General features: G+C 55.3%; 9 protein-coding genes, 1 tRNA gene and 1 pseudogene. 6 read left to right on the top strand and 5 right to left on the bottom strand.

Annotated features, from left to right (window positions below; all coding sequences use genetic code 11):
• A partial coding sequence (tsaD, locus tag DD606_RS22290; protein WP_129259147.1) for a tRNA (adenosine(37)-N6)-threonylcarbamoyltransferase complex transferase subunit TsaD occupies positions 1-986 on the bottom strand: 986 nt, incomplete at its 3' end.
• Positions 987-1,222: 236 nt separating this feature from the next.
• Between tsaD and rpsU the strand changes: the two genes are divergently transcribed.
• From rpsU to rpoD, 3 genes and pseudogenes are all read left to right on the top strand, one after another.
• A complete protein-coding gene (gene rpsU / locus DD606_RS22285) occupies positions 1,223-1,438 on the top strand; it encodes a 30S ribosomal protein S21 (RefSeq protein ID WP_001144069.1) in 216 nt (71 codons plus the stop codon).
• Between the two features lie 115 nt (positions 1,439-1,553).
• Positions 1,554-3,357, top strand: a pseudogene (gene dnaG / locus DD606_RS22280) (DNA primase).
• A gap of 94 nt (positions 3,358-3,451) precedes the next feature.
• The gene (rpoD, locus tag DD606_RS22275; RefSeq protein ID WP_006812010.1) at positions 3,452-5,296 is read left to right on the top strand and encodes an RNA polymerase sigma factor RpoD; all 1,845 of its coding nucleotides are present in this window, start codon (positions 3,452-3,454) and stop codon (positions 5,294-5,296) included.
• A gap of 101 nt (positions 5,297-5,397) precedes the next feature.
• On the opposite strand, the gene mug is transcribed toward rpoD, so the two are convergent.
• Positions 5,398-5,904 (bottom strand): G/U mismatch-specific DNA glycosylase, encoded by a 507-nt coding sequence (mug, locus tag DD606_RS22270; RefSeq protein ID WP_032607936.1) that lies wholly within the window; start codon positions 5,902-5,904, stop codon positions 5,398-5,400.
• A 124-nt stretch (positions 5,905-6,028) separates the two neighbouring features.
• Here mug and DD606_RS22265 point away from each other — a divergent pair.
• Both DD606_RS22265 and DD606_RS22260 read left to right on the top strand, forming a co-directional pair.
• Positions 6,029-6,104 (top strand) — tRNA-Ile (locus DD606_RS22265).
• A 218-nt stretch (positions 6,105-6,322) separates the two neighbouring features.
• Positions 6,323-7,492, top strand: a complete 1,170-nt coding sequence (locus tag DD606_RS22260) for a DNA repair protein (protein WP_109949028.1) — start codon at positions 6,323-6,325, stop codon at positions 7,490-7,492.
• On the opposite strand, the gene DD606_RS22255 is transcribed toward DD606_RS22260, so the two are convergent.
• Positions 7,493-8,257: a siderophore-interacting protein gene (locus DD606_RS22255; protein ID WP_058674788.1), complete on the bottom strand. Its 765-nt coding sequence runs from the start codon at positions 8,255-8,257 to the stop codon at positions 7,493-7,495.
• A 145-nt stretch (positions 8,258-8,402) separates the two neighbouring features.
• Between DD606_RS22255 and DD606_RS22250 the strand changes: the two genes are divergently transcribed.
• Complete coding sequence (locus tag DD606_RS22250; protein ID WP_058663159.1) at positions 8,403-8,897, top strand: PadR family transcriptional regulator; 495 nt, start codon at positions 8,403-8,405, stop codon at positions 8,895-8,897.
• Here the strand turns inward: DD606_RS22250 and DD606_RS22245 are convergent.
• Both DD606_RS22245 and DD606_RS22240 read right to left on the bottom strand, forming a co-directional pair.
• Positions 8,894-10,453, bottom strand: coding sequence for a methyl-accepting chemotaxis protein (locus DD606_RS22245; protein ID WP_022651882.1), 1,560 nt, complete (start codon positions 10,451-10,453; stop codon positions 8,894-8,896). The two genes, DD606_RS22250 and DD606_RS22245, sit on opposite strands and share 4 nt — an antisense overlap.
• Before the next feature lie 239 nt (positions 10,454-10,692).
• A partial coding sequence (locus DD606_RS22240) for a methyl-accepting chemotaxis protein (protein ID WP_129259145.1) occupies positions 10,693-11,652 on the bottom strand: 960 nt, incomplete at its 5' end.

The raw sequence follows: 11,652 nt of genomic DNA, 5'->3' as shown, positions 1-11,652 counted from the left end.
CAGCGCGGACGCACGGACACGCTCAGGTCAGCCGTTGCGCCAGCGTTCAGGCGCACCATCCCGGCGTAGGCGATCATCGCCCCGTTATCGGTACAAAATTCAGGACGCGCGTAGAACACTTCCCCACGACGCTTTTGCATCATCTCTGCAAGCTTCGCGCGCAGCGTACGGTTGGCGCTCACGCCGCCTGCCATCACCAGGCGCTTAAAGCCGGTCTGATCCAGCGCGCGTTTGCACTTGATCATCAGCGTATCCACCACCGCATCTTCGAACGCACGAGCGATGTCGGCACGCGTCTGCTCGCTGTCGTCGTTATTGCGGATGGTGTTCGCCGCGAAGGTTTTCAAACCGGAGAAGCTGAAATCCAGCCCCGGACGATCAGTCATCGGCCGTGGGAAGACAAAGCGCCCTTCCGTGCCCTGTGCGGCCATTTTCGAGAGCATCGGGCCGCCCGGGTAATCCAGCCCCAGCAGCTTGGCGGTTTTGTCGAAGGCTTCACCGGCTGCATCGTCAATTGACTCGCCCAGCAGCTCATACTTGCCAATACCCGTTACGCTGATCAGTTGGGTATGACCACCGGAAACCAGCAGCGCCACAAACGGGAACGCTGGCGGATTGTCTTCCAGCATCGGCGCCAGAAGGTGCCCTTCCATATGGTGAACCGGAATGGCCGGAACATCCCACGCGAAGGCCAGTGAACGCCCTACCGTTGCGCCGACTAGCAGCGCGCCGACCAGGCCCGGTCCTGCGGTATAGGCCACGGCATCAATATCTTTTGCACTCAACCCGGCCTCTTTCAGCGCCGCCTGGATCAGGGGAACCGTTTTACGCACGTGGTCACGAGAGGCCAGTTCAGGCACGACGCCGCCGTAGTCAGCGTGCAATTTCACCTGACTATACAGTTGGTTGGCCAGAAGCCCTTTTTCGTCGTCGTAAATCGCGATGCCGGTTTCATCGCAGGATGTTTCAATACCCAGTACACGCATGACTTGTTTTACCTCGTTTCAATACCGCGCAGTGTAGAGCCTGGGCGGATTGTTGTAAAACTTTGTTCGCCCCAGGAAGAAGCCTCGTGTATACTCCTCACCCTTATTAAAGTCCCTTTCAAAATCGCATCGGTGCTTTACAAAGCAGCAGCATTTGCAGTAAAATTCCGCACCATTTTGAAATAAGCTGGCGTTGATGCCAGCGGCAAACCGAATTTATTAAAGGTGAGAGTTACATGCCGGTAATTAAAGTACGTGAAAACGAGCCGTTCGACGTAGCACTGCGTCGCTTCAAACGTTCATGCGAGAAAGCAGGTGTTCTGGCTGAAGTTCGTCGTCGTGAGTTTTATGAAAAACCAACGACCGAACGTAAGCGCGCTAAAGCTTCCGCTGTGAAACGTCACGCGAAGAAACTGGCTCGCGAAAACGCACGCCGTACTCGTCTGTACTAATCTGTTGAGGGCCACAGCCCTCAATTGACAGACAGAGTTGTAGTCGTAAGGCCGTGCTTCCGGAAGGAATGCGCGGCTTGTTTTCGTTTATAAGTCGCTTAAATTTTTGGGGCATATGGCCGGAAGAATCCCACGCGTTTTCATCAATGACCTGCTTGCCAGAACCGACATCGTCGATCTCATCGACGCGCGGGTGAAGCTAAAAAAGCAGGGCAAGAACTACCATGCGTGCTGTCCGTTCCATAACGAAAAAACCCCCTCTTTCACCGTAAACGGTGAAAAGCAGTTCTACCATTGCTTCGGCTGTGGCGCACACGGTAATGCCGTTGATTTTTTGATGAACTACGACAAGCTCGAGTTCGTTGAAACCGTCGAAGAGCTGGCGGCGATGCATAACCTTGAAGTGCCGTATGAAGCGGGCAGTGGGCCAAGTCAGATCGAGCGCCATCAGCGGCAAACGCTGTACCAACTGATGGATGGCCTGAATTCGTTTTACCAACAGTCTCTTAAGCACTCTGCGGCTGAGCCTGCGCGTCAGTATCTGAACAAGCGCGGACTGAGTGACGATGTGATTGCGCGTTTCGCTATTGGTTACGCCCCGCCCGGCTGGGACAACGTGTTAAAGCGTTTTGGCGGCAATAGCGAAGATCGTAAATCCCTCATCGACGCAGGCATGCTGGTCACCAACGACCAGGGACGAAGCTACGACCGCTTCCGTGAACGGGTGATGTTCCCGATCCGCGACAAGCGTGGCCGGGTGATAGGTTTTGGTGGTCGCGTGCTGGGTGATGCCCTGCCGAAATACCTTAACTCCCCGGAAACCGATATTTTCCATAAGGGCCGCCAGCTTTACGGTCTTTATGAGGCACAGCAGGATAATGCGGAACCTCCGCGTCTTCTGGTCGTCGAAGGCTATATGGATGTTGTTGCGCTGGCGCAGTACGACATTAACTATGCCGTTGCGTCGCTGGGAACGTCCACCACGGCGGACCATATCCAGCTGCTGTTCCGCGTCACCAACAACGTGATTTGCTGTTACGACGGTGACCGCGCAGGACGCGACGCCGCCTGGCGAGCGCTGGAAACCGCGTTGCCGTATATGACCGACGGGCGTCAGTTACGCTTTATGTTCCTGCCCGACGGTGAAGACCCGGATACGCTGGTGCGTAAAGAGGGCAAAGCGGCGTTTGAAGCGCGGATGGAGCAGGCTCAGCCGCTCTCCACGTTTCTGTTTAACAGCCTGATGCCGCAGGTTGATTTGAGTACCCCTGACGGGCGCGCGCAGCTCAGCACGCTGGCGCTGCCGTTAATCAGCCAGGTGCCCGGCGAAACGCTGCGCATCTATCTGCGTCAGGAGTTAGGCAACAAGCTCGGCATTCTGGATGACAGCCAGCTTGAACGTTTAATGCCGAAACAGGCTGAAAACGGCACGGTACGCCCCGCGCCTCAGCTAAAACGCACAACCATGCGTATACTGATAGGGTTGCTGGTACAAAACCCCGAACTTGCTCCGCAAGTGCCGTCGCTGGCGGGTTTGAACCACGAAAAATTGCCCGGGCTTGGCTTATTTTCAGAATTGGTCAACACTTGTTTGTCTCAGCCAGGTCTGACCACCGGACAACTTTTAGAGCATTATCGCGGCACAAAAGAGGCCGCTACCCTTGAAAAACTGTCGATGTGGGACGATATAGCAGATAAGGATATCGCAGAAAAAACGTTCACCGACTCACTCAACCATATGTTTGATTCGATGCTTGAGTTGCGCCAGGAAGAGTTGATAGCTCGCGAGCGCACCCATGGCCTAAGCAGCGAAGAACGCCGGGAGCTCTGGATGATTAACCAGGAACTGGCGAAGAAATAAAAAATTTAACGGCTTAAGTGCCGAATATCGATCGGGAAGCCCCCGGCAGCCGCACTGAGAGGCAGCGGCAAAAATATAAGTACGCCCTCGCTTTAAAGGTTGGCAGCCCATCGCCGACACCAATCAAACGAATTAAGTGTGGATACCGTCTTATGGAGCAAAACCCGCAGTCACAGCTGAAACTTCTTGTCCAACGCGGTAAGGAGCAAGGCTATCTGACCTATGCCGAGGTCAATGACCATCTGCCGGAAGATATCGTCGATTCAGATCAGATCGAAGATATCATCCAAATGATCAATGACATGGGCATTCAGGTGATGGAAGAAGCACCGGATGCCGATGATCTGTTGCTGGCTGAAACCTCCAACAACACTGACGAAGATGCGGAAGAAGCTGCTGCACAGGTACTGTCCAGCGTGGAATCTGAAATCGGGCGTACCACTGACCCGGTCCGCATGTACATGCGCGAAATGGGTACCGTTGAACTGTTGACCCGCGAAGGCGAAATTGACATCGCAAAACGCATCGAAGACGGGATCAACCAGGTTCAGTGCTCTGTTGCCGAATACCCGGAAGCGATCACCTATCTGCTGGAGCAGTACGATCGCGTTGAAGCAGAAGAAGCGCGTCTGTCCGATCTGATCACTGGCTTTGTCGACCCGAACGCTGAAGAAGATATGGCGCCAACCGCCACTCACGTCGGTTCTGAGCTGTCTCAGGAAGAGATGGATGACGACGAAGACGAAGATGAAGAAGAAGACGACGACAGCAGCGATGACGACAACAGCATCGACCCTGAACTGGCGCGTGAGAAATTTGCCGAGCTGCGTACCCAGTACGAAGTGACGCGTGACACCATCAAAGCGAAAGGCCGCAGCCATGCCGCCGCTCAGGAAGAGATCCTGAAGCTGTCTGAAGTGTTCAAACAGTTCCGCCTGGTGCCAAAACAGTTCGACTACCTGGTGAACAGCATGCGCGTGATGATGGATCGCGTACGTACCCAGGAACGTATCATCATGAAGCTGTGCGTTGAACAGTGCAAAATGCCGAAGAAGAACTTCATCACCCTCTTCACCGGCAACGAAACCAGCGAAACCTGGTTCAACGCCGCTATCGCGATGAACAAGCCGTGGTCTGAAAAGCTGCACGACGTGAAAGAAGACGTACAGCGCGGCCTGCAAAAACTGCATCAGATTGAAGAAGAGACCGGCCTGACCATCGAGCAGGTGAAAGACATCAACCGTCGTATGTCCATCGGTGAAGCGAAAGCCCGCCGTGCGAAGAAAGAGATGGTTGAAGCGAACTTACGTCTGGTTATCTCTATCGCCAAGAAATATACCAACCGTGGCCTGCAATTCCTGGATCTGATTCAGGAAGGCAACATCGGTCTGATGAAAGCGGTAGATAAGTTTGAATACCGTCGTGGTTACAAGTTCTCCACCTATGCTACCTGGTGGATCCGTCAGGCGATCACCCGCTCTATCGCAGACCAGGCGCGCACCATCCGTATTCCGGTGCATATGATTGAGACCATCAACAAACTCAACCGTATCTCTCGCCAGATGTTGCAGGAGATGGGCCGCGAGCCGACGCCGGAAGAGCTGGCTGAACGCATGCTGATGCCGGAAGACAAGATCCGTAAAGTGCTGAAAATCGCTAAAGAGCCAATCTCCATGGAAACGCCAATCGGTGATGATGAAGATTCGCATCTGGGTGATTTCATCGAGGATACCACCCTCGAGCTGCCGCTGGACTCTGCCACCACCGAGAGCCTGCGTGCCGCTACGCACGACGTGCTGGCTGGCCTGACCGCCCGTGAAGCCAAAGTGCTGCGTATGCGTTTCGGTATCGACATGAACACCGACCACACGCTGGAAGAAGTGGGTAAACAGTTTGACGTGACCCGCGAACGTATCCGTCAGATCGAAGCGAAGGCGCTGCGTAAACTGCGCCATCCGAGCCGCTCTGAAGTGCTGCGTAGCTTCCTGGACGATTAATCGGTCCTGAAATGAAAAAGCTCCCAATCGGGAGCTTTTTTTTGTTTATTCCCTCTCCCTGTGGGAGAGGGTCAGGGTGAGGGCATCAGGCCGCAGAGGAGCTAAAGCCCCCTCACCACAAGCGCCTCATCAAGTTCCCGATACGCCTCCACCAGCTTGTCCAGCGTCGCCCTGTTCAGCCCGCTGGGGTTCGGCAACACCCAAACCTGCGTTACGCCAATGGTAATGTTCTGCTTACCCCACTTCACACCGCGCTGGCTGAACGCCTGCTCGTAGGCCTGCTTGCCGAGGATCGCCAGCGCCGCGGGCTGATAGTCTTCAATTTTCGCGATCAGCTCACGCCCGCCAGCGCGCAGCTCATGCAGATTCACTTCGCTCGCCTGCACCGTGGGTCGCTCGACCAGCATGGTGATGCCACAGCGCGTATCCAGCAGCTGCTGCTCTTCTTCCGGCTTAAGCTGTTTGTCGGTAAATCCGGCCTGGTGGATCACCTTCCAGAAGCGATTTCCCGGATGAGCAAAGTGAAAACCGGTGTGCGCCGATGACTTGCCCGGATTAATACCGCAGAACACCACCCGCAGGCCAGGGGCCAGAATATCGTTGATCATCTCTACTCCTGTCTATGCATCTTAAGATAAGTATAAAGGATTGATTATGCGTTGTTTATAAAAACAGCAGGCAGGTGTGAATGGCTGGATTGCTGAGGGGAGTTACTTTATAATTCACCGCCACGGCCCCTTAGCTCAGTGGTTAGAGCAGGCGACTCATAATCGCTTGGTCGCTGGTTCAAGTCCAGCAGGGGCCACCAAATTTTAGCTTTAGAATCATCCAGTTAAGCCACTCGATTGAGTGTCTTTTTTGTAAGTAATCCACCACACGTAGCCCGGCCTGCCGCTTCCCCTCACAAACCCTAAAAACTAAAGAAATCCCCCATCGCGCCGATCATCATCCGTGTGTATTATTTCCTGTAGCTTTTACAACAACTAACCTTAACTCAAATACTTAAGCGCCAGAGCGAAAGGCATCATGAGCACACCGATCAAACGGCTAGAAATCATTAAAAATGCCATTGAGCTGGAAGATGACGACATCATCCGGAGCCAGTTGAAACGTCTCAAAGAGGAAGCCTTTGACGATGAACTCCTGTCCATCGTCGCGGCGCTTGAGCAGAAAAACTACACCGCAGCCCTTCGCGCTATCACCACCTGGCTGCAAAGCCAGCGCGCCGTTACCCCGTGGCGTGACCCGCAGCTGGCGGCCAGCAAGCTGGAGCTAAAAGCCCTGGAAGAGCGTCTGCGCGATCTGATTGATCGTCGTAACGCCCGGGTACAGCAGCTTGATGAGTTCAACGATCTCTATTTCTCCCGCCTCGGGCCGCTGATGCAGCAGATCCTCGCCCTGCGTAAAACGCTGGCGGAGCTTAACCTGCGTCGTCAGCAGGCGGAGACGCGTCGTCGGGAAGAGGATTACCGCCGCTGCCAGGGCTATATGGCGCAGGCCGTAGAGGTTCTGACAACGCTCACCCGGCGCTGGCGAGATCTGCCTGCGGATTCCGTTCAGGCGGCAGAGGCGCGCAAGCATCTTCAGCAGCAAAGTAATCTGATTGCCAACCTGCTGGCCGAAGCGATGGAGCTGGAGACCGGTTTAACGCGTGAAGAAGAGCCAGCACGTCAGGCGCGCGATGAGGCCAACGAAGAGTACAAGAAGTATCGCGAACAGCATCATGATGCCGAAGTTCGCCTGCGTAAAGGCAAGGATCTCTCTGAAGAGGATCGGAACGAGCTGAAGCGGCTCTGGCGTCAGGCGAGCAAGTTATGCCACCCGGATCTGGTTGCCGATGATTTAAAAGAAGAAGCCAACAGGATGATGGTGCAACTCAACCAGGCCAAACAGCGCGGCGACGTGAAGGCCATTCGCTTGCTGGTCGCCCGTCTGCAACAAGGGTTTGAACCGATGATGGCGAGCGACAGGCTGAACGACCTGGAACGTATTCGTAAAAAGATGGCGCAGGTGCGTGAGCAAATCGACACCCTGGTGAACGAGCTGGCAGAGCTGGAGAAAGAAGAGTCCTGGCTGCTCGTCTCGTCGCTCAGCAATATGGAAGCCTACTTTGCCCAGCAGGAGAAAGCGCTGAAAGAGGTATGCGCCTCGCTCGAACATCAGGTGAGCGAAGCGCAGCTGGATCCCGCTGCCTGATTATTTGGCGTGCCAGTACGCGCTGGCACGCACCAGCTGTGGGTCAATTGCGTCGGTTTCAAACTGACGGCTCAGGCGTTTTACCACTTTCCCCTCTCCGGTCAGCCAGATAAAGTAATCCTCTTCCGGCACGGCCAGCGCGGCAAGATGGTCGGCCACCGCCTGCTCGTTGTGGCCGATAACCCAGGTGATGTTGAACCCGCTCAGGTGCGCCAGATAGTCCTGGTACGTCGCATCGCCCACGGTGACGATGGCGTGGATCGCCGGGCGAACAGGCAGTTTTGCGATGCTTTCTAAACGGCGGCGCAGCGCGGGCATGCCCGACTCGTCGCACACGTACAGCTGCCAGGCGTAATCTTCCGGCACCACCAGCGAACCACGCGGACCGCCGATGGTCAGCTTGTCGCCCACCTTCGCCTCTGCCGCCCAGTTGCTGGCAATGCCACCATCATGAACGAAGAAATCGAGCGCCAGCTCATGTTTTTCGTCATCGTACAGCGGGGTATAGTCACGCGCTTGCGGACGCACGCCGTCGCCCCAGTCGATGCCTTCATCAGTCACCACAGGCGGCACGAAAGTGGTGCCCGGTGCCGGGAAAAAGACTTTGGTATGGTCGTCAAAGCCGCGAGAGCTAAAGCCCTCCAGCGCCTCGCCGCCTAGCACAATGCGCTGAAATCCTGCACTGACTCGCTCAGTGCGCATCACGTTCAGCTCACGAAAACGCAGGTCATTGCGGACACGTTGAGGGTAACGGGTAGATGCCATGTTGATGCCCTTCTCAGGTGAATACGATATATCGGAATGAATTTTTAATGATAATGATTGCTATTAACTCAGAAATCAAGATTTTTTAGATTGCATCTGAATATATCTTAGATATAGTTTAGATATATCAAATTGAGGAAGAAACATGCGACACGAACACGACGGCGGCGGACGCCGGCCACGATTTTTTGGTCATGGCGATCTGCGGCTGGTGATCCTGGATATCCTGACCCGCAACGCGAGCCATGGTTATGAGCTGATCAAAGAGATCGAGAACCTGACGCAGGGACATTACACGCCAAGCCCTGGCGTGATCTATCCGACGCTGGATTACTTGCAGGATCAGTCGCTTATCACCATTACCGAAGAAGAGAACGGCCGTAAGCGGATTGCGATTAACGCCGCCGGAGAACAGTGGCTGGAAGATAACCGGGAACAGCTGGAGCAGATCCAGACGCGTATCAAGGCGCGCTCCGTCGGTTTCCAGCTGCGCAAAAACCCGCAGATGAAGCGGGCGCTGGATAACTTCAAAGCGGTTCTGGATCTGAAGGTTAATCAGGGAGAGCTCAGCGACGCGCAGTTAAAACAGATTATCGGCGTGATTGACCGCGCGGCACTGGAGATCTCCCAGCTGGATTAAGCCAGCACGCCGTCGCTCACGCGGAACACGCGGACCAGCTCTTTCAGGTGCATCGCCTGTTCGTTAAGGGATGCCGCCGCCGCAACGGACTCCTCCACCAGCGCGGAGTTCTGCTGGGTGGTGGCGTCTATCAGGCCAATCGCGCTGTTGATCTGCGAGATGCCTTCCGTCTGTTCGTGGCTGGCCTGGCGAATCTCACGCAGGATGACGTCCATCTCTTCCACGTTGCCGACCATGCCGTTGATAAGCCCGCTGGCCTTCTCCACAAGGTTCATGCCGTCCTGCGTCTGGCTTGTGGAGCTTTCAATCAGCTGGCGGATCTCACTTGCGGATGTTGCACTTTTCTGCGCGAGCTGACGTACCTCACCCGCCACCACCGCAAAGCCGCGACCATGCTCACCCGCGCGCGCCGCTTCGACCGCCGCGTTCAGCGCCAGAATATTAGTCTGGAAGGCAATGGCGTCGATCAGGTCGATAATGTCGGACATCCTGTTCGATGTTTCGTTGATCAGGCGCATCTTGCTGGTGACCTGCTTCATCATCTCGCCGTTGTTTTTGACCACGGCAGCCGCATCGGCAGACAGGTTCGTCGCTTCTCCGGTGTGGGACGCGGTATTCTTCACCGTAGCGGTGATCTGCTCCATCGACGCGGCCGTCTGTTCAACGGAACTGGCCTGCTCCTCCGTGCGGGCAGCCAGATCCTGGTTGCCCGCGACAATCTGCGCGGCGGCGCTGGAGATGTTTTCCGATCCGGTTTGCACCTGCTGCACAATCTCCAGCAGGCGCGTTTTCATCTCCATCAGTGCGGTGAGTAGCAGTCCGGTTTCATCTTTACCGTGCGAGGTAATGCTGCCGGTGAGATCGCCATCGGCAATGGCCTCCGCAAAATTCACCGCGTCGTTCAGCGGGCGGGTAATGGATCGCACAATGAACCAGCCAGTCAGGCTGGCTGCCGCGACGCTGAAAAGCGTAATCAGGATCAGCAGGAGACGATTGGTGCGGAAATCACCTTCCACCTGCTCGCCCGCACTCTGCATTTCATGGTCCTGGATCGCAATCAACGCCTGCACTTTCGCTTTATAGGACTGTTGCAGGTTCAGGGTGTTGGTCATCATTTCGTTTATCGCGCCCGCACGGTCGTTATTCTGCACGGCCTGCAAAATGCGGTAGCGCGAGTCAAGATATTGCTGGCGCACGCCGTGGATATCGGCCAGCACCTGTTGGGATTTTTTATCCTTGAGAGCGTTGTCCAGCTCGCTCAGGATTGCGGCGATGCGCTCGCTGATCGCCTTCAGACGCTGCTCTGATTGCGCCGTGTACGTCCCCTGTTCGTCCAGCAGCATGAGCTGCTGCGTGCTGATAAATTCCTGGAAGTTGTCGATTAACTGGTTCGCTTTTACCGTCGTTGGATAATCGCTGGTAAGGATGGTTTGCATTCCATTGTTTGCCCGATTCAGGCTCATCAGAGACAAGCTTGCGCTGACGACCATCAGGACAATAAATAATCCAAACGCCAGAAATAATTTCGTGCCGATCTTTACGTCATGTATGAACATATTTACCCCATCGATGTGATTATTTCTCAGACGATCGCTGTTATCGACAGGAAACTCTCTAACTTTATGACTTTGATCGTTTTTTTATTTCCCACTTTCAATAAATCCGGGGCGTAGCAATTAAAAAACGGGTGCTTTTTTTAGTTACTTAATATTTCATTAACAACATAACTTATTCTGAAAAACAAAAAAGCCGTTTACCCCGGAGGAATAAACGGCTTTATCGAAGCATGCATTTCTTAATGCAGCACGGTAACCGCATCTTCAAGACGTCCGGCCCGGTGCTTAACCATCGCGGAAATCTGCGCGCTCTCTTCGACCAGGTCAGCATTTTTCTGCGTAATGCTGTCCAGCTCTGCCACGGCACGGGTCAGCTCTGTCAGGCCTGTCGCCTGCTCTGAGGTGGCGTGGCTGATCTGCGCGATAAGCTGCGTGACGTTTTTCACCTGCTCGACAATATCATCCATGGTACGTCCCGCGGCGTGGACCTGATCGGCGCCCGACTGCACTTTGCTGGCGCTGGCGTCGATCAGCTTACGAATATCGTTAGCTGCATTCGCGCTGCGGCTGGCAAGATGACGCACTTCGCCCGCCACCACCGCAAAGCCTTTCCCCTGCTCGCCCGCGCGTGCCGCCTCAACCGCGGCGTTCAGCGCCAGAATATTGGTCTGGAAGGCAATGTCATTGATAAGCGAGGTAATAGAGCCAATGCGCTGGGTACTGTCGGCAATGTCATCCATGGTTTTCACCACGGTCTGCATCGCGGTGCCCCCCTGCGTGGCCGCGCTGCTGGCGGCCATCGACAGCTTGTCGACTTCGGCTGCGGTCTCAGAGTTACTCTGCACCGACGCCGCCATCTGGTTCATTGTTGCCACGGTCTGCTGAACGTTAGCCACGGTCTGGCGCGTGCGGTCGTTGAGATCTTCATTGCCCTGCGCCAGCCTGTCGCTACCGTCGCGCACGCTCATCACCTGGCTGGAGACGTCGTTGATCAACCAGCGGCACATCAGCCCCAGCTGTCCGACGGCCCGCAGCGTTAGCCCCAGTTCATCGCTGCGGTCAAGATGCTGCACGCTGTTACGCTCTCCGGTAGCGACCCTGAGCGCCTGCCGTGCGACGTTTTCCACCGGGCGGACAATCTGTTGCTCAAACACCAGGGTGCCAAGCAGCATCACCACGGCTGCCGCCACCAGCGAAGC

Source organism: Enterobacter cloacae complex sp. GF14B (assembly GCF_004136805.1).
Lineage (GTDB): Bacteria > Pseudomonadota > Gammaproteobacteria > Enterobacterales > Enterobacteriaceae > Enterobacter > Enterobacter hormaechei_C.
The sequence above is the reverse complement of the archived record's forward strand: the minus strand, read 5'-3'. Positions and strand labels throughout refer to the sequence as shown.